We start from the raw sequence: 18,398 nt of genomic DNA, 5'->3' as shown, positions 1-18,398 counted from the left end.
CGGCGGGGCCGGACAGGCCTTGCCGGACGCCTTCTTTGACCGCGACGCGGCTCAGCTGGCGCGCGAGTTGCCCGGCAAGGTGATCCGCCACCGGGTCGGCGGCCTGTGGCTGTCGGCCCGCATCATCGAAACCGAGGCCTACTACCTGGAAGAGCGGGGCAGCCATGCCTCGCTGGGGTACACCCACAAGCGCCGTGCCCTGTTCATGGACGGCGGCACCATCTACATGTACTACGCCCGCGGGGGCGATTCGCTGAACTTCAGCGCGGGCGGCCCCGGCAATGCGGTGCTGATCAAATCGGCTTATCCGTGGACCGATGCGCTGTCCGGCCCCGAGTCGCTTGAACGGATGCGCGAACTGAACCCCGATGCGCAAGGCCGGCCCCGGGCGCTGGGCGCGCTTTGCGCGGGCCAGACGCTGCTGTGCCGGTCGCTGGGCCTGAAAGTGCCTGAATGGGATGCCCGCCGTTTCGATCCCGGCGCCCTGTACGTGGAAGACGTGGGCGAGTCGCCGCCGTATCTCATCTGCACCACGCGGCTGGGCATTCCGGCGGGGCGCGACGAACACCTGAGCTACCGTTTCGTGGACCCGGCCTACGCCGCGTTCTGCACGCGTAACCCGCTGCGGCGCGGGCAGCGCGCGGGACAGGATTACGTGTGGGTGGACCGGCAGGGCATCGTGCTGCCCGAGGCGCCGGCCGGCGGCTAGACGCCGGCTTCGCGCATGCGCCGGGCCAGCGATTCGCGCAGTTCGGCGTACTTGCGCTGCAGGCGGCGGCGGTTCAGGCGCTTGCTCCACGCATACAGCGGGATCAGCGGCAGCACGCCGAAGCCGTCGATCAGGTACAGACCCTTCTTGCCGTCGGCGTTCAGGCCCACGGCGATGTTGCTGGTCGACATGTCGTGCACCACGACGTGCGCATCGGCCAGGTCATCGAAGAACGCATCGAGCTGCGCTTTCAGCGCATCGTCGAGCAGGCCTTTCATGGCCAGATCGGTCACGGTCGGCGCCATGTTGCCGGCTTCGTCGGTGATCTTTTCGACCACCAGCCCCAGGCCCAGCGAGGTCTGCGCCACCCCGACGATGCGCGCCATGGGCACCTGCCACACGCCGGACGGGCGCGTCGTGGTGGTGACGTATTCCGAGATCTCGTTCAGGTACACGCGGTAGGCGCTTTCGCGCTGATATTGCTTGTACCAGCGCTTGAACGGCCGCGCTTCCAGGTAGATTGCCCGCGCGCGCATGTCCATGACCTTGACAAGCAGGGCGGGCGAGTGCGGGTGCTGGAAAATGTGCCGGTCTCCGCCCGTGGCAAGCGGCGTTGCCGAATCCAGGTTCAGCGGTCCGAACACGGACTGGAATGAGACGGCAGGCGTGCAGGCGGAGCGGTCGGCGGAGTTCAAAGAAGCGAGGGGTATCCATGCAGATGGCCGCCAGTTTAATCCTCTTGCTCCCGCCGCGCCTTCACGCTGGCGGAGCAGGCTGGAAAGGGGGGCGGAATGGGACCTACAATTCGCGCTTTGGAGACGCCTTTCTTGAACGATATTCTGCTTTGGGTCGCCGCCGGCGGCGCCGTGCTGGCCTTCGTGGCCGCCGTGCTGGCCTGGCTGCGCCCGTCCGCCACCGATCCCCGACTGGACGCCCTGCTGGAAGGACTGGAGCGCACCGAGCGCGCGCTGCGCGCCGACATCGCCGAAGGCCAGCGCGGCCTGCGCAGCGAGTTTTCCGAATCCACACGCGCGCTGCGGCAGGAACTGGCGCAGTCGCACGGGGATCTGCGTGCCGGCCTGTCGCGCGATGCGCAGGCCGCCCGGGCCGAATCCGCCGAATCGCTGTCGCGCTTTGCCGCCGGCTTCTCGGAACAGTTGCAGGGCCTCATCCAGATCAACGAGCGGCGCCTGATGGAAGTGCGCGCCACGGTGGATCAGCGCCTGCAATCGCTGCAGTCGGACAACAGCGCCAAGCTCGACGAAATGCGACGCACCGTGGACGAGAAGCTGCATGCCACGCTGGAGCAGCGGCTGGGCGAGTCCTTCAAGCTGGTGTCCGACCGCCTGGAAGCCGTGCACAAGGGGCTGGGTGAAATGCAGGCGCTGGCCGCCGGAGTGGGCGACCTGAAGCGCGTGCTGACCAACGTGAAGTCCCGCGGCACGTGGGGCGAAGTGCAACTGGCGCGCCTGATCGAAGACAACATGACGCCCGATCAGTACGCCAGCAACGTCAAGCCGGTGCCGGGCAGCGACGCGGCCGTGGAATTTGCCATCCGGCTGCCGGGGCGTGGCGACGGGGGCGATCCGGTCTGGCTGCCGATCGACGCCAAGTTCCCCAAGGAAGAATACGAGCGCCTGATGGACGCGCAGGAAGCGGCCGACGCCGAGGGCGTCAAGGTGGCCGGGGCCGCACTGGGCCGCGCGGTCGAGGTCCAGGCGCGGCTGATTGCCGGCAAGTACATCGCGCCGCCCCACACGACCGACTTCGCCATCATGTTCCTGCCCACGGAAAGCCTGTATGCCGAGGTGCTGCGCCGCCCCGGCCTGCTGGACAAGCTGCACGACCTGCGCGTCAACGTGGCGGGCCCGAGCAATCTGGCCGCGCTGCTGAACAGCCTGCAGATGGGATTCCGGACGCTGGCGATCGAACAGCGTTCCTCCGAGGTGTGGCAGGTGCTGCGGGCCGTCAAGACCGAGTTCGGCAAGTTCGGCGAATCGCTGGCCAGCGTCAAGAAGACCCTGGACACCGCCAGCAACAAGATCGGCCAGACCGAGGTGCGCACCCGCGCCATGCTGCGCAACCTGAAGGGCGTTGAAGCGCTGCCGGAAGCCGATGCGCTGCGCCTGCTGGGCGGGGCGTCGGCGGACGCCGCCGATCCCGAGGACGACGACGCCGAGGAACCCCGCGCGCCATCAGCCGGCGCCGTCTGAACAGGCAAGCTGGGGCACGCCCGTCGCCGGGCGCGCTTGTTGCCCGCCTTGACTGCCGATATCCTCATGCATGCGGCACTTCGCCGTCGATACCTGGAGCATCGTCAGCATGAGCATCGCCGAACGCCATGATTCCTCTTCTCTCGACGCGACGGCGCTGGGCGCCGACATCGCCCAAGGCGCCACCACCGCGCTGACCGCCATGCAGCAGGCGGTCGAGCGCGTCGCAGCGCGCAATCCGTCCATCAATGCCGCCTGCGGCGTGCAGGCCGAAGCCGGGCTGCGGCTGGCCCAGTCCCTGGACGAAGAACTGGCGTCGCTAACGTCCGAACAGCGCCTCGCGCTGCTGCGCGACCGGCCGTTCCTCGGCGTGCCGACGCTGCTCAAGGACCTCGCCACGGCGGCCATCGGCCTGCCCAGCGCAATGGGGTCCGTGCTGTATGGCCAGGTCACGTGGAACCTCGATGCGGACATCGTCAAACGTTACCGGCGCGCCGGGCTGATTCCGTTCGGCCGCACCACCAGCGCCGAGCTGGGCCTGAGCCCCACGACGGAGTCGCCCGTCTATGGCCCCGCCACGCAGAATCCCTGGAAAAAGGGCCACAGCGCGGGCGGCTCCAGCGGCGGCGCCGGGGCGGCGCTGGCCAGCGGCATGGTGCGCATCGCGCATGGCAGCGATGGCGGCGGCTCGATCCGCATCCCGGCGTCGTGCTGCGGCGTGCTGGGCCTGAAGCCGTCGCGCGGCCTCATGCCGCTCGGTCCGCTAAAAGGTGAAGGCTGGGGCGGCCTGGCCACCGAACACATGATGACTCTGTCCGTGCGCGACTGCGCGGCGGCGCTGGACATCAGCGCGGGCGCCGACGTGGGTGCGCCCTATGCCGCGCCCGTCCCGCCCGCGGCGTCCTATCGCGGGGTGGTGGCCCGGGTTGCCGCCGATCCGAGCGCGGCGCCGCGCCGGCGCATTGCCTTCATCAACACCACCTACGAAGGCGAGGCCATTCATCCGGATGTTGCCGCGACGCTGGACGAGGCGGCGCGGTTCTTTGCCTCGCTGGGGCATGAATTGGTGCAGAAGGCGCCGCCCGTCGGCTCCGAGGAAGTCCTGTCGCCGATGCTGCCGCTGATCGCCAGCGCGGCCGCCAACGCCATCGACAGCTTCGTGGCCGCGCGCGGCAGGCGCCTGGCCGCTGACGAACTGCAGCCCACCACGCTCGGCGCGCGTGAGTATGCCCGCGCGATCTCCGGTGCGCAGTATGTGGCCTGCGTCGACACCTGCCACGAGATCACCCGCCGCATCGGGCGTTTCCTGCATCGGGATGGCGCCCAGGGCTATGACCTGTTCCTGAGTCCGGTGCTGGCGTTGCCGCCCGCGCCCATCGGCCGCTACGCCATGGACAACGCCGATTATCTGGCCTACCGTCTGGGCAAGAAGGGCGTCATCGGCTATTCGCCGTTCGCGCCGTTGGCGAACCTGACCGGCATGCCCGCCATCTCGATTCCGTTTGGCATGTCCGCGGACGGGCTGCCCATCGGCATCCAGGTGATGGGACCGCTGGGTGCCGAGGCGCAGCTGCTGGAACTGGCGGCGCAGGTCGAAGCGCTGCGGCCCTGGCCCTTGACCGCGCCCATGGCCGGGTAGCGGCTGCGGGCAACCCGCGCCGCCGCGGCCGTTCGAACCAGGGAGACTCCATGTCATCGTTCGCGACGCATACCGTGTTCAACCAGGTGCCGCCCCTGGAAGACTATTCCCTGTACGACACCGATCCGGCGCTGCGGGAGGCTGTGCGCCGCGAGGGCGCCGAAGCGTGGGCGGGCGACCTCGCCGCGCATGGCGCCTGGCTGGGCCGCGCGCAGACGCTGGCCGCGGGCGCCGAGGCCAACCGCTGTCCGCCACGACTGGTCAGTTACGACCGCGCCGGCCATCGGGTGGACCGCATCGACTTTCACCCCGCCTGGAACGTGCTGATGAGCGGCATCATGGCGCGCGGCCTGCATAGCCGCGCGTGGATGCAGCCCGCGCCGGGCGCGCAGGTGGCGCGCGCCGCCGCCTACTTGATGCAAGGCCAGGTCGAGGCCGGCACGCTCTGTCCGACCACCATGACCTTTGCCGCCGTTCCGCTCTTGCAACGCGAGCCTGCCGGCGTCGTGGACTTTGCGGGCCAGTGGCTGCCTGCGCTCTACGCGCGGGATTTCGATGGCAGCGATGCGCCGCTCACCGCCAAACGCAGCGCGCTGATCGGCATGGGCATGACCGAAAAGCAGGGCGGCTCCGACCTGCGCGCCGTTACCACCCGTGCCTCGCCGCTGGGCGCGCCGGGGCGCGGTAGCGCCTATCAGCTGGTCGGACACAAATGGTTCTTTTCGGTGCCGCAGGCCGACGCCCATCTGGTGCTGGCGCAGACCGATGAGGGGCTGAGCTGCTTTTTCGTCCCCCGCTGGATACCGGATGGCCCGCGCAATGCCGTGCGCGTGCGGCGTTTGAAGGACAAACTGGGCAACTGGAGCAACGCCAGTTCGGAAGTCGAATTCGAAGACGCCTGGGGCGTGATGGTGGGCGATCCCGGCCGCGGCCTGACCGTGCTGCTGGAAATGGCGGGCACCACGCGGCTCGATTGCGTGCTGGGCAGCGCGGCGCTGCTGCGCCAGGCGCTGGCGCAATCGGCGCATCATGCGCGGCATCGTCAGGCCTTTGGCAAACCGCTGATCGAACAGCCGCTGATGCGCAACGTGCTGGCCGACCTGGCGCTCGAAAGCGAAGCGGCCATGGTGCTGGCGCTGCGTCTGGCGCGGGCCGTCGACGAACGCAGCGACGCGGCCGCGCGCGCGCTGGTCCGTGTCGGCACGCCGGCCGCCAAGCTGTGGGTCTGCAAGCGCGCGGTCGCCGCCGTGGCCGAGTGCATGGAGGTCTGGGGCGGCAACGGCTACGTCGAAGAAGGGCCGATGCCGCGCCTGTACCGGGAAACGCCCGTCAATTCCATCTGGGAAGGTTCGGGCAACGTCATGGCGCTGGACGTGCTGCGGGCGCTCCAGCGCGAGCCTGACGCGCTGCCGGCGCTGGACGCGGAATTCGCCCGCGCCGCCGGCCAGCACCGGGAGTTCGACGCGGCGCTGGCGCGTTGGCGCGCGCTGCTGGCCGATGGCGAGCAGGCGCCATTCCAGGCGCGTCGCATCGCCGCCGGTCTGGCGCGCCTGTGGCAGGCCGCCTTGCTCATCGAGCACGCGCCCGGCGCGGTGGCGCAGGCCTTCGTCGGCAGCCGCCTGCAGGAAGCGTCGGGCATCTTTGGCGAATTGGCCCCCGGCGTCGACACGCAGGCCATCCTGTCGCGCGCCTGGCCCGCCATCGCCGCGTGCTAAATTTCCCGGCTCAAGCAACTTTTCCGCACTTCTACCGCCATGCTCTCCCAGCAAGAACTCAAGCAGCAAGCCGCCGACGCGGCCCTGGAATTCGTCGAACAGGTCGCCGGCCCTGACGTCATCATCGGCGTGGGCACCGGTTCCACCGCCGACCTGTTCATCGATGGCCTGGCGCGATTCAAGGGCCGCATCGGCGGAACGGTCGCCAGCTCCGAGCGCAGCGCGGCGCGCCTGGCCGGCCACGGCCTGAAGGTGCTGGATCTGAACGACGTGTCCACGATGCCCATCTACGTGGACGGCGCCGACGAGATCAACGCCGATCTGCACATGATCAAGGGCGGCGGCGGCGCGCTCACGCGCGAGAAGATCGTGGCCTCGGTAGCCGAGCGCTTCATCTGCATCGCCGACGAATCCAAGCTGGTCCAGACGATGGGCAAGTTCCCGCTGCCGCTCGAGGTCATCCCGATGGCGCGTGAATCCGTGGCCCGCGCACTGACCGCGCTGGGCGGCCAGCCCCGCCTGCGCGAGGGCTTCGTCACCGACAACGGCAACATCATCCTGGACGTGTCGGGTCTTTCCATTACTGACGCGCCCGCGTTCGAGGCCATCGTCAACAACCTGCCGGGCGTCGTGACCTGCGGCCTGTTCGCGCTGTCCGGCGCCGACGTGGCGCTGTTGGCCACCCAGAACGGCATCCGCCGCCTGGACCGCCGCACCTGAGTCCGGTTGTGATGCGGGTCCCGCCGCTCCGTCTTGCGGGGTGCGGGGCCCGCATTCATAATCCTGTCACACTTGGGTCATAACCTTGCCGGTTGTGCAGGCCCATCTCGTAACCTCTCTACTTTCGGGGCAATGCAATGAGATCAACCACGCAGGGAGCCCGGATGACGGAGCATACAAACAAACAGTTCGACGCCGATCTGGAAAGCGTCCGTTCGCAGTTCTTGCAAATGGGCGGCGTGGTGGAAGCCATGATCCAGGAAGCGATCGATGCGCTGGCCAGCGGCGACATGTCGCTGGTTGAAAAGGTTCGCGAGCGGGAAAAGGAAGTCAACCGCCACGAAGTCGAGATCGACGAAAGCATCAGCCGCATCCTGGCCCGGCATCAGCCCACCGCCATCGACCTGCGCATGCTGATGGCCGTGTCCAAGATGCTGACCGACATGGAACGTTCCGGCGACGAAGCCGAGAAGGTCGCCACCGTCGCCCGTCGCGTCCACGAAGGCGAACTGCGCCACATTCCGGTGATCGAACTGCGCCACATGGCCGCCAACGTGCGCAACATGCTGCACCAGGCGCTGGACGCGTTTGCCCGCCTCGACCCCATCCAGGCCGCCGCCGTCGTGCGCAGCGACAAGGAAGTCGACAAGGAATGGAAGGGCGCGCTGCGTCACCTGATCACGTACATGATCGAAGATCCGCGCACGATCTCACGCGCCATCGACATGATCTTCATCGCCCGCGCGCTTGAGCGCATCGGCGATCATGCCAAGAACATGTCCGAACGCGTGATCTACATGGTCAAGGGCGCCGACGTGCGTCACACCGGCGTGAAGAACACCGAGCGCCTGGCGCGCGGCGAAGAAGAAACCGAGGACAACTCGGAGCAGTAAACAGAAAGACCGGCTGCCGCTTCACAGCGGCAGCGCCGCTCCCTGGCACAGCCGGGGATCCGGCACCCCCGGCTTGCCCGCGTCGATGCGGCCCGCCAGCCGGCGTCCAAAGGCCGGCATCGCCGGCGCACCCACTTCCAGGTCGTACCAGCCCTCGCAGCCGGCGTATTTGAGCTCGACCGCGCCGCCCGCGGGCACGTGGGCCATCGCGCGCCAGCCATCGTTCATGCGCGACTCCACCCTGACCGGCTGCGGCATGTCGCCGTGGTTCACGAGCCGCAGGCGCAGGCCCGAGGTCACGGGCACCAACTGCGCTTCAAGCGTGCCCGCATCCTGCGCATCGCCGCGGAACGCCCGGTGAAAGCCATCCGGTCCCAACAGCCAGAGATCGTACGCGCCACCCGCGGCCAGCCTCCATCCGTCATCCAGACGCGCGCCCGCGCCCACCGTGTAGCGCCGGGGCGGATGCGCCAGCGCAAGGCGGTCGTAGACATGCAGCACGGCGCCCGCGCCGCCCGGGTTGCGCAGCGTCAGGCGGTAATGCTGGCCGTCGGCCGTGATCTTGCCTACGGCTTCCAGCACGTAGGGCAGAGGACACGCGTGGCGGTGGCTGTCGGGGTGATGCGAACATCTGTCGCCGGCAAAATCGAAGGCCGTCGTCAGATCGCCCGCCACTGCGCGGCGCCAGGGGCTGATGTTGGGTTCGGCCACGCCAAAGCGCGCTTCCAGGAATCGGATGACCGACGTGTGGTCGAACACCTGCGAATTGACCCAGCCGCCGCGGCTCCAGGGCGAGACCACCAGCATCGGCACGCGGGGGCCCAGGCCGAAGGCGCGTCCGTACAACCCGGCCGGATCGTCGGCCGTGGACGCGCTGGGACCACGGCGCGCGTCGTGGTATTCGCCGTCCAGTTCCACGGTGGACAGGCCGCCCGACTCGCCGTCCGGGTGGCGCGCCGGCGGGGCAGGCGGGGGCACGTGGTCGAAGAAGCAATCGTTTTCGTCGTAGGTGACGAACAGGACGCAACGGCTCCACGTGTCGGGATTCGCCGTCAGAATGTCCAGCACGCGCTCGGTGTAGGCGCCGCCCTGGCGAGGTGACGAGACCTCGGGATGTTCCGAATCCGCCGTGGGCGCGATGATCCACGACACGGCCGGCAGCGTGCCGTCCGCGACATCGCGCGCCAGATCGTCCAGCGTGCGCGTGGCCAGCGCGCGGTCGCGCAGCGGGGCGTTGCCCATGTTGCCCGCATGCTGCCGTCGGTAATGCTGAAAGCCCGCGAGCGGATTGTCGTTGTAGTTGTCCGCCATGTCCTGGTAGATGCACCAGGTCACGTCGGCGTCCTGCAGACGCTCGGGGTATGTGGTCCAGGAATAGCCTTCACCCGCCGGACCCAGCCGGTCGTAGGTGTTGACCAGCGCGGGGCCGCCGGCCGCGCCCTGCGGGTCGTTGGTGCCGGTCCACAGAAACAGCCGGTTGGGATTGGTGCCGGCCTGGACCGAGCAGTGATAGGCATCGCACAACGTGAAGGCATTGGCCAGCGCGGTCTGAAACGGCACGTCGGCGCTGCGGTAGGCTCCCATGCCCAGCCGGGTCTTGGCGGACAGCCACTGATCCATGCGGCCGTCGTTCCAGGCGCGCTGCGAATCGTTCCAGGTGTGCGGCGTGATGTAGCCGACCGGCTTGTCGCTGGCGACCTCTGTCTGCAAGTCGTAGGGGCGGCAATGCGCGTTGCCATCGGTCTGCGTCAGCACCGTGCCCGCGCGCGTGGGCACGGGATGCGGATCGGCGAATCCGCGCACGCCGGGCAGCGTGCCGAAGTAATGGTCGAAGGACCGGTTCTCCTGCATCAGGATCACGACATGCCGCACATCCTGCAGCGTGCCGGTCTTGCGGTCGGGTTCGATCGCCAACGCGCGCGCAATGACAGGGGACGGGTCCGGGTGGAGGGGCGGGCGCGATTCTTCTTTCATGACAGCTTTAATACGGTCTGCAACCTTGAATCTTAAGGCCTTCGCCTGCACGCTGGCGGTGCGTATCGGCGCGCCGCAAAAACAAAGCCCCTCGCGTGCGAGGGGCTTTGCCGTGCCGCATGCCCGAAGGCGCGGCGGGGGCGGATCAGGCCGAGGGAGGAACGTAGCCGTCGGCTTCGACGCTGCCGTCTTCGAACAGGAAACGCTCCATTTGCTGCTGCAGGTATTTGCGTGCGCGGGCGTCGGCCAGGTTCAGGCGGTTTTCGTTCACCAGGCGGGTCTGCACGCCTTTCCAGTCTTCCCACGCTTCCTTGGAAATGCTCTGCCAGATGCGGGTGCCGACTTCGCCGGGGTAGGGCGGGTAGTCCAGCCCTTCGGCTTCACGTTTCAGTTTCACACAGTTGACGATACGGGCCATGGTTCGCTGCCGGAAAAATGAATAACGCCACATTTTAGCGGGCTTGGCGTGCGTCGGGCGCCAAGCCCCTCTTGCTTACCGCGGAATCGCGCCGCAGGCCGGGGTCAGAGCTTCTTGATGAACACCAGGCTGTTGCGGGAGCGGTTGTAGTTGTTCTGCTTTTCGCGGGGCAGGTCGGTGATGCCGCCCTGCACGAAACCGCGCTTCATGAACCAGTGCGAGGTACGCGTGGTCAGCACGAACAGCCGTTTGGCGCCCAGCGCGCGGGCGCGCGATTCCATGTGGCGCAGCAGGATCTCGCCTTCGCCGGAGCCTTGCCACTCGGGATGCACGATCAGGCAGGCCATTTCGGCCATCTGCTCGTCGTGGAAGTCATGCAGCGCCGCGCAGCCGTAGATGACGCCGTCGTGCTCCAGCACAGTGAAGTTTTCGACGTCGCGCTCGACCACGCTGCGCGGACGCGGCACCAGCGTGCCGTCGGCTTCCAGCGGCTCGATGAGACTGAGGATGGCGCCCACGTCGTCGATGGTGGCAGGGCGCAGGTCATCCAGCGTGTCCTCGACCACCATGGTGCCCACGCCGTCGTGGGTGAAGATCTCGAGCAGCACGCTGCCGTCCAGCTCGAACGGCAGCAGGTGGGCGCGGGCCACGCCGCGCTTGACCGCGAGCGAGGCGTACTGCAGGAAGGAATGGGTCTCTTCGTCCAGCTCGCCGCCCGCCAGCAGCGCGTCAGCATCCACGCGCGCCAGTTCGGTGTCCAGCGTGCCATCGTCGTTCAGCACGCCCTGCGAGCTGGACAGGAAAATCAGCTTTTCGGCGCGCAGGCCTACGGCCACGCTGGTGGCCAGGTCTTCCATCGCCAGATTGAAGGCGTCGCCGGTGGGCGAGAACCCCAGCGGCGACAGCAGCACGACCGACGAGCCTTTCTCGATGGCGAACTTCAGCGCCTCGATGTCGATCTTGCGCACCTGGCCGGTGTGCTTGTAATCCACACCGTCCAGCACGCCCGTGGGACGCGCGGTAACGAAATTGCCGGAGATCACGCGGATGTGCGCGTGCGACATGGGCGTGTTGGGCAGCCCCTGGCTGAAGGCGGCTTCGATGTCCAGGCGGATCTCGCCGGCGGCTTCCTTGGCGCATTCCAGCGCGGCGGCGTCGGTGGGGGACAGGCCCCGGTCGAACTGCTGCGTGTAGCCCTTCAGGCGCAGTTGCTCGTTGACCTGGGGCCGCGAGCCGTGCACCAGCACCAGCCGGATGCCCAGCGACGACAGCAGGGACAGATCCTGGACCAGGGCGTTCAACGCGCCCGCCTGCACGAGTTCGCCGCCAAATGCCACCACGAAGGTCTTGCCTCGGAACGCGTGCACGTAGGGGGCCACGTCTCGGAACCATCGCACAAACTGTGCGGCGGCGAATTCAGGGGCTTCAAGGGCGGAGACGGTGTCTGGTTCCAGGTCGGGCATGGTGTGAGTTGCTTAACAATCCTATGGGTCGCGGGACGGCGCAGGCCGGCAGGCCGTGCGGAGAGCGCCGCCTCAGAGGGCGGCGCTACGCGGAATTATAGGGCGCGCGCTGGTCCGGTCCGCGCGGTGCGCAGCACGCATTGTTGCGGGCGCCCCACAGGAAGTTCCAGGGGCGAGCCGGGCCGCCGCGCTGACCGCCGCGCTGGCCGCCGCACTGGCCGCCGCGCTAAAAGGGTCAATGCCGGGAAAGCTGCCGGTGTTCCAGCCGGCTGAGCAGCCGCACCACCGGCCACAGCAGCGCCAGGTAGAACAGCGCCGCCAGCACGATGGGCGACGGGTTGTACACCAGCGACTGGGCGTCGCGCGCCACCCGCAGCAGTTCCGGCAGCGCCACGGCGCTGGCCAGTGTGGTCAGCTTGACCACTTCGAGCGTGTTGCTGATGAGATCGGGCATGACGTTGCGCGTGGCCTGCGGAATCTGCACGTGCCACATCGTCTGCCAGGCGGACAGGCCGGTTGAGCGCGCCGCCTCGATCTGCCCGCGCGGCACGCTTTCCAGCCCGGCACGGAAGACCTCGCCGTAATAGGACGAATTGTTCAGCATGAAGCCCACGGCCACCGCCAGCAGCTTGGGCAGGTCCAGGCCCAGGAACGGCGCCCCGAAGTAAATGAAGATCAGCAGCACCAGCGGCGGCAATGCGCGGAAGAAGTCGATGTAGATGGCCAGCAGCACGCGCGACCAGCGGGCTTTCAGCGTGACGGACAGCACGCCGATGAGCAGTCCCGAGGCCAGTCCCACCGGGATCACCATGGCCGACAGCATCAGCGTGCGCCCCAGCCCCTGCAAGAGGTACGGCGCGACGCTGACATAGATGTTCAGATTGAAGAAATTCTGCAGGATTTCGTCCATGCGGTTCCCCTGGGGCCCGTTCGGGGCTCCCTTGTTGTGCCGGGCGGGTGTGATCGGCCTTGCTTCCCGTCCGATATGTATTCGTAAAGATGCGTCCGGGGTCAGTGCTTCCACTTGAAGCGGGTTTCGGTCCAGCGTCCCAGCACGACCACGGGCAAAAAGATCAGCAGGCACGCCACCGCGGCCAAGGTCAGCGGCGTGGCGTTGCCCGCGTTGCTGCTGGCCGATTGGGCGTTGTTGAGCACTTCGCTCAAACCCACGACCGAACCCAGCGCGGTGCTCTTCGTAATGGCGATGACCCGGTTGGTCAGCGGCGCGACCGTCAGCCGCATCGCCTGCGGCATCACGACATACACCATGCTCTGCAGCCAGTTCAGCCCGGTGGAGCGCGCCGCCTCGGCTTGGCCGCGCGGCACGGACAGAATGCCTGCCCAGAAGATTTCCTCGGCGAACGCGGCCAATACCAGCGACAGCGACAGCCAACACGCCATGAACGCCGACATCGACAGGTTGATGTACGGGAATGCGAAGAACAACACCATGATCACCACCAGCGGCGGCAGCGCGCGCAGGATGTCGGCAAAGCAGATGATCAGGAAGTTCACCGGCCGGATACGCAGCGCACGCACCACGGCTAGCACCAGGCCAAGCGCCACGCCGGTCGCGGCAACCGCCACGCCCAATTGCAGCGTGACCCACATGCCGGCCAGGATGTCGGGCAGGTAGCGCCAGGCGACCTCAGCGTTGAAAAACGAGAACAGCAGGGCATTCAGATCCATGGAGCGCTCTTCAAACCGCCTTACGCGGCATGTTCCGCCATGCTGGCCAGAAAGGCCTGGGTGCGGGGTTGTCGGGGGGCGCCAAAGACGTCCTGTGGCGGGCCTTGCTCGACGATCACCCCGCCGTCCATGAACACCACCCGGTCGGCCGCCGCGCGGGCAAAGCCCATTTCGTGGCTGACCACCATCATCGTCATGCCGTCGCGCTTCAGTTCTCGCATCACGTTCAGCACGCTGCCCACCAGCTCCGGATCCAGCGCGCTGGTCGGCTCGTCGAACAGCACCACTTTGGGCCGCAGCGCCAGCGACCGCGCGATCCCCACTCGCTGCTGCTGGCCGCCGGACAACTGGTCGGGATAGGCGCTCGCCTTGTCGGCCAGTCCCACACGATCCAGCGCCTCCAAGCCGCGGCGGTCGGCTTCGGCGCGCGCCAGTTTCTGCACCTTGCGCAGCGCCAGCGTGATGTTCGACAGCACGGACATGTGGCGGTACAGGTTGAAGTGCTGGAACACCATGCCGATGTTCTGGCGGATGCGGTTCAACTCGGCCGACGGGGCGGTGATCTCCTCGCCGTCGACGTGGATGCTGCCGGCGGTCGGCTCCTCCAGCCGGTTGCAGCAGCGCAGGAGGCTGCTCTTGCCCGAGCCGGAAGGGCCGATCATGAAGACCAGCTCGCCGCGGCTCACGTCCAGGTCGATTCCCTTGAGGACCGCGTTGTCGCCATAGGACTTGTGCAGCCCGGCGATTTTCAGGATCGGCGTTTCCATCGAAAGCTCCTCAATGCGCGGGCAGGGGCCGCGTGGCGGCTCCTTACCCAGTCGTTGGCGGTGCGTCGGAAAATCAGCTGCAGCGCAGCTCGACCGGCTGGGCGTCGTAGCCCGGCAGATCCGGGACGCCCTGACCCGGCGTCACGGTGGCCGCCGCCGAACCGGCTGCGGGCGTGAAGCCGAACCACTTCTGCGCCAGCTTGGAGACCGTGCCGTCCTGCTTCAGGCACTTGAGCGCCATGGACACGCGGTCGCGGCCCGCCTTGTCGTCCAGCCGGAACGCCAGCGCCCAGACCAGGCCCGTCTTGATCGTGTAGCTGGTGCGCACGGCCGGATTCTGCTTGGCGGCCCAGGCCGCCACGGTGTTGCCCGCCAGGTTGGCGTCCGCGCGGCCGGCCTGCACTGCCTGCACCGCGTCGGCGTTGGAGGCGTACACGTCATAGGTGAAGCCGTACTTGGCTGCGTTGTCGCGCGCCCAGTTCTCGTAGGCCGACCCCTTGTTGACCGCCAGCTTCCTGCCCTTAAGATCATCCAGGCCCTTGATGTCCTTGCCGTTCTTGCCGATCACGAAGGTGTAGTCGGTGTTGAGGTACCCCTCGGAAAACAGCAGGGCGCGGGCGCGTTCCTCGGTGGCCGTGGTGGGCGCCAGCACGAAGTCGTATTTCTTGGCGTTCAGGCCCGGGATCAGCGCGGCGTACTCGGTGCCTTCGATCTTGATGGTGGTGCCCAGCTGCTTGGCGATGGCTTGGCCCAGTTCGATGTTGAAGCCGTCCAACCCGCCGCCTAGCTTGGGCATGGCGTGGGGGGCAAACGTGGCGTCCACGCCGGTCGTCAGCGGCTGGGCGGCCGCGGCCAGGCTGGCGCCGGCCAGGCACAGCGTGAGGCCGCAGCGGCCGGCAAAAGTCAGGGTGCGGAGAAAGCGGGTCATGACAGGTCCTTTAGGGAAGAGGCGTCTTGCCCAGGGCGGGACCGGCCCCCACGCGCTCGAGAATCAAGCCGTAGTGTTCCGGACGCCGGTGGGCGGCGAAGTTGAAGATGTGCTGCTTGAAGGTGTCTCCCAGCGCCAGATCGGCCTGGCAGAAAATCACCTCGTCCTCCTCCCCCTGCGCCTGCGCCACGATCTCGCCCGTGGGCGCGACGATGGCCGATCCGGCGATCAGGTGGCTGCCGTCCTCGTTGCCGGCCTTGCCTGCGGCGGCCACCCAGACCGCGTTCTGGTACGCGGCCGCCTGCAGGCTGAGCAGGTGGTGGAACATGCGCAAATGGACCGGTTCGTTCCAGTGGATGTTCAATGACGGCGTGTTGTATCCCAGCGCCACGATCTCGGCGCCCTGCAGCGCCAGCACGCGCCAGGTCTCCGTCCAGCGGCGGTCGTTGCACAGGCACATGCCGATGCGCGTGCCCAGCGTTTCCCAGACGTTGAAGCCGTCGTTGCCGACTTCAAAGAACTTCTTTTCCAGGTGCTGGAACGGCGCCTCGGGCTTGTGGTCGCTGTGGCCCGGAAGATGGATCTTGCGGTAGCGCCCGACGATGCGCGCGTTGGCGTCGACCAGGATGCTGGTGTTGAAGCGCCGGCCGTCCGAGGCGATCTCGGCGTAGCCCAGGTAAAAGCCGATGCCCAGCTCCCGCGCGGTGTCGAACAGCACGCGGGTCTCGGGGCCGGGCATTTCCTTTTCGAAGTAGCGCGCCATCGCTTCTTCTTCCGTCATCCAGTAACGGGGAAAGAAGGTGGTCAGCGCCAATTCCGGAAACACCACCAGGCGCGCGCCGCGTCCATGCGCCTCGCGCATCATCGCGAGCAGGCGCGCCACCGCCTGCCGGCGCGTCTCCTGCGGTTGCACCGGACCCATCTGCGCGACCGCCAGGCCGAAGGGACGTTTGCTCATGCCGGGTTCCTTTCGCAATGACTCAGGCGGCGCTATCGGCCGAAAAATACTTGCGCACCAGCGCGTTGGGATTGCCGGTCAGGCGCTGGCGCAATACGGGCTCGGGCGTGCCGCGCTTGACGAAGCGGCCGCTGCCGCGCTCGACATGCAGCTGGCCGTTCTCAATAGCGATGCGGCCGCGGCTGATGACCACCTCGGGCCAGCCGCGCACCGTTCGGCCCTCGTAGGGCGTGTAGCCGACGTTGTCGTGCAGCATGGACGTGGAGATCGTGACCTCCCGTTCCGGATTCCAGATCGCGATGTCGGCGTCCGCGCCCACCGCGATAGTTCCCTTCTGCGGGTACAGGCCATACGTGCGGGCATGATTGGCGGCGGTCAGCGCGACGAAGCGTTCAATCGAGATGCGTCCGCCCAGCACGCCTTCGGAGAAGAGCAGCGGCATGCGCACTTCCAGTCCCGGCACGCCGTTGGCCACGTCCTTAAACGTGGTGGCGTCGCCCTTGGGCAGCTTGCCGCTGGCGTCGAAGCGGTAGGGCGCGTGGTCGGAGGAATAGATTTGCAGGGTGCCGTCGATCAGGCCCTGCCAGACGGCTTCCTGCGAGGCCGCATCGCGCGGGGGCGGGCTGCAGCAGAACTTGGCGCCTTCCAGGCCGGGCGCGTCGATGTCATCGGCCGTCAGGAATAGGTACTGCGGACAGCTTTCAGCGTGAATCGGCAGCCCCAGCGCTTGCGACGAATGCACCACGCGCACTGCTTCCAGCCCCGCGACGTGAACGATCAGGATGGGCACGTCCATCATGCGGGCCAGCGTCACGGCACGATTCGTTGCCTCGCTTTCGGCCAGCGGCGTGTGCGCCACGGCGTGGTACTTCGGCGCCGTCATGCCGCGTTCGGCCAGGCGGCGGGCCACCCAGCGGATCATGTCGTTGTTTTCGGCATGCACCATCACCAGCGCGCCTTCACGGTCGGCGACCTCCAGCACGTCCAGCAACTGGTAATCGTCCAATTTCAGGCGGTCGTACGTCATGAACACCTTGAAGGACGTGATGCCGTTCTTGATGAGTTCGGGCAGGTCGTGCTTGAGCGCCTGTTCCGTGGGGTCGGACAGGATCAGATGAAAGCCGTAGTCGATGACCGCCTTCTCTTCGGCGCGGCGGGCGTAGTCGGCCACCACTTCCGGCAACGCGTTGCCGCGGTGCTGGGCGGCGAACGGAATGATGGTGGTGGTGCCGCCGAATGCGGCCGAGACGGTCGCGCTGTAGAAGTCATCGGCGCACATGATGCCCATGCCCGACAGCTGCTCGACGTGGCAGTGGCTGTCGATGCCGCCCGGCAGCACCCAGCGCCCAGCGGCGTCGATGTCCCGGGCGCCCGGCGGCAGGCCCTGTCCCAGTGCGACGATCACGCCGTCGCGCACGCCGATGTCGGCGTGGAAAGTGTCGTTGGCGGTGCTGACGCGGCCGTTGCGGATCGTCAGGTCAAATGCTGCGGTATCGGTCATGGGTAAGGGGTTCCGCGCAATTAATGGGTCAGAGCGTTCCGGGATAGATGCCGCCGTCCAGCACCAGGTTCTGGCCTGTCATGTAGCCGGCGCGCGCGCCGCACAGGAAGGCGCAGGCGTCGCCGAATTCGGCGGGGTCGCCATAGCGTCCGGCAGGAATGCCCGCCAGCCGGGCGGCCAGCACGTCGTCCACCGTCTTGCCCGTGTCGCGCGCACCGCGTTCGGCGGTCTGGCGCAGGCGATCCGTCAGGAACGGGCCGGGCAGCAGGTTGTTGATCGTGACGCCATGTCGTACCGTCTGACGCGCCAGTCCCGCCACAAAGCCGGTCAGCCCGGCCCGCGCGCCGTTGGACAGGCCCAGGATGTCGATCGGCATCTTCACGGCGGCGGACGTGATGTTGACGATGCGGCCAAAGCGGCGCGCGATCATGCCGTCCACCGTGGCGCGGATCAGCGCGATCGGCGTCAGCATGTTGGCGTCCAGCGCGGCAATCCAGTCTTCGCGCGACCACTCGCGAAAGTCCCCAGGCTTTGGCCCGCCCGCGTTGGTGACCAGGATGTCGGGTTCGGGGCAGGCCGCCAGCAGCGCCTGCCTGCCGGCCTCGGTGGTGACGTCGGCCGCCACCGTGACAACCGACGCGCCGGTCTCGCGGCGGATCGCGTCCGCCGCGGCGTCCAGCGTGGTCGTGGTTCGCGCGGCCATCACCAGATTCACGCCTTCGCGCGCCAGAGATAGTGCGCAGGCGTAGCCCAGGCCTTTGCTGGATGCGCACACCAGCGCGTGCTTGCCCTTGATTCCGAGGTCCATGCG

General features: G+C 67.6%; 17 protein-coding genes. 6 read left to right on the top strand and 11 right to left on the bottom strand.

What is annotated here, in order from left to right; translation table 11 throughout:
* Nucleotides 1-19: 19 nt before the first annotated feature.
* The gene (locus tag HV681_RS24740; protein ID WP_175125742.1) at nt 20-709 is read left to right on the top strand and encodes a DNA-3-methyladenine glycosylase; all 690 of its coding nucleotides are present in this window, start codon (nt 20-22) and stop codon (nt 707-709) included.
* Here HV681_RS24740 and HV681_RS24735 read toward each other — a convergent pair.
* Entirely contained in the window at nt 706-1,404 is a 699-nt protein-coding gene (locus HV681_RS24735; protein WP_246282971.1) for a PhoP regulatory network YrbL family protein, read from the bottom strand. The two genes, HV681_RS24740 and HV681_RS24735, sit on opposite strands and share 4 nt — an antisense overlap.
* A gap of 132 nt (nt 1,405-1,536) precedes the next feature.
* Here HV681_RS24735 and HV681_RS24730 point away from each other — a divergent pair, with 132 nt between their 5' ends.
* The 5 genes from HV681_RS24730 to phoU all read left to right on the top strand — a co-directional run bounded on the left by HV681_RS24730 (nt 1,537) and on the right by phoU (nt 7,889).
* Nucleotides 1,537-2,922, top strand: coding sequence for a DNA recombination protein RmuC (locus HV681_RS24730; protein ID WP_175125740.1), 1,386 nt, complete (start codon nt 1,537-1,539; stop codon nt 2,920-2,922).
* Nucleotides 2,923-2,992: 70 nt separating this feature from the next.
* Nucleotides 2,993-4,561 carry an amidase gene (locus tag HV681_RS24725; RefSeq protein ID WP_254595065.1) on the top strand — a complete coding sequence of 523 codons (1,569 nt, stop codon included), beginning with the start codon at nt 2,993-2,995 and terminating at the stop codon, nt 4,559-4,561.
* 50 nt (nt 4,562-4,611) lie between these two features.
* Nucleotides 4,612-6,276 (top strand): isovaleryl-CoA dehydrogenase, encoded by a 1,665-nt coding sequence (locus tag HV681_RS24720; protein WP_175125737.1) that lies wholly within the window; start codon nt 4,612-4,614, stop codon nt 6,274-6,276.
* A gap of 39 nt (nt 6,277-6,315) precedes the next feature.
* Complete coding sequence (gene rpiA, locus HV681_RS24715) at nt 6,316-6,996, top strand: ribose-5-phosphate isomerase RpiA (RefSeq protein ID WP_175125735.1); 681 nt, start codon at nt 6,316-6,318, stop codon at nt 6,994-6,996.
* A gap of 164 nt (nt 6,997-7,160) precedes the next feature.
* Nucleotides 7,161-7,889 carry a phosphate signaling complex protein PhoU gene (phoU, locus tag HV681_RS24710; RefSeq protein WP_175125733.1) on the top strand — a complete coding sequence of 243 codons (729 nt, stop codon included), beginning with the start codon at nt 7,161-7,163 and terminating at the stop codon, nt 7,887-7,889.
* Nucleotides 7,890-7,910: 21 nt separating this feature from the next.
* Here phoU and HV681_RS24705 read toward each other — a convergent pair whose 3' ends face one another.
* The 10 genes from HV681_RS24705 to HV681_RS24660 form a co-directional block, all read right to left on the bottom strand.
* The gene (locus tag HV681_RS24705; protein WP_175125731.1) at nt 7,911-9,863 is read right to left on the bottom strand and encodes a phosphocholine-specific phospholipase C; all 1,953 of its coding nucleotides are present in this window, start codon (nt 9,861-9,863) and stop codon (nt 7,911-7,913) included.
* 145 nt (nt 9,864-10,008) lie between these two features.
* Nucleotides 10,009-10,281, bottom strand: coding sequence for an oxidative damage protection protein (locus HV681_RS24700; protein ID WP_105238082.1), 273 nt, complete (start codon nt 10,279-10,281; stop codon nt 10,009-10,011).
* Between the two features lie 104 nt (nt 10,282-10,385).
* Nucleotides 10,386-11,744 carry an amino-acid N-acetyltransferase gene (gene argA, locus HV681_RS24695; RefSeq protein WP_175125729.1) on the bottom strand — a complete coding sequence of 453 codons (1,359 nt, stop codon included), beginning with the start codon at nt 11,742-11,744 and terminating at the stop codon, nt 10,386-10,388.
* A 235-nt stretch (nt 11,745-11,979) separates the two neighbouring features.
* Nucleotides 11,980-12,654, bottom strand: coding sequence for an amino acid ABC transporter permease (locus HV681_RS24690; RefSeq protein ID WP_062838418.1), 675 nt, complete (start codon nt 12,652-12,654; stop codon nt 11,980-11,982).
* Nucleotides 12,655-12,755: 101 nt separating this feature from the next.
* On the bottom strand, nt 12,756-13,433 hold the full coding sequence (locus HV681_RS24685) for an amino acid ABC transporter permease (protein ID WP_062838417.1): 678 nt from the start codon (nt 13,431-13,433) through the stop codon (nt 12,756-12,758).
* A gap of 20 nt (nt 13,434-13,453) precedes the next feature.
* Entirely contained in the window at nt 13,454-14,200 is a 747-nt protein-coding gene (locus HV681_RS24680) for an amino acid ABC transporter ATP-binding protein (RefSeq protein WP_255596245.1), read from the bottom strand.
* A 73-nt stretch (nt 14,201-14,273) separates the two neighbouring features.
* Nucleotides 14,274-15,128, bottom strand: coding sequence for a transporter substrate-binding domain-containing protein (locus HV681_RS24675; protein ID WP_175125727.1), 855 nt, complete (start codon nt 15,126-15,128; stop codon nt 14,274-14,276).
* A 10-nt stretch (nt 15,129-15,138) separates the two neighbouring features.
* The gene (locus HV681_RS24670; protein ID WP_175125726.1) at nt 15,139-16,086 is read right to left on the bottom strand and encodes an N-carbamoyl-D-amino-acid hydrolase; all 948 of its coding nucleotides are present in this window, start codon (nt 16,084-16,086) and stop codon (nt 15,139-15,141) included.
* Between the two features lie 22 nt (nt 16,087-16,108).
* On the bottom strand, nt 16,109-17,587 hold the full coding sequence (gene hydA, locus HV681_RS24665) for a dihydropyrimidinase (RefSeq protein WP_175125725.1): 1,479 nt from the start codon (nt 17,585-17,587) through the stop codon (nt 16,109-16,111).
* A 28-nt stretch (nt 17,588-17,615) separates the two neighbouring features.
* Complete coding sequence (locus HV681_RS24660) at nt 17,616-18,395, bottom strand: SDR family oxidoreductase (RefSeq protein WP_175125724.1); 780 nt, start codon at nt 18,393-18,395, stop codon at nt 17,616-17,618.
* Nucleotides 18,396-18,398: the final 3 nt, after the last annotated feature.

This window comes from Achromobacter animicus, from assembly GCF_902859585.1.
GTDB lineage: Bacteria > Pseudomonadota > Gammaproteobacteria > Burkholderiales > Burkholderiaceae_B > Achromobacter > Achromobacter animicus.
The sequence above is the reverse complement of the archived record's forward strand: the minus strand, read 5'-3'. Positions and strand labels throughout refer to the sequence as shown.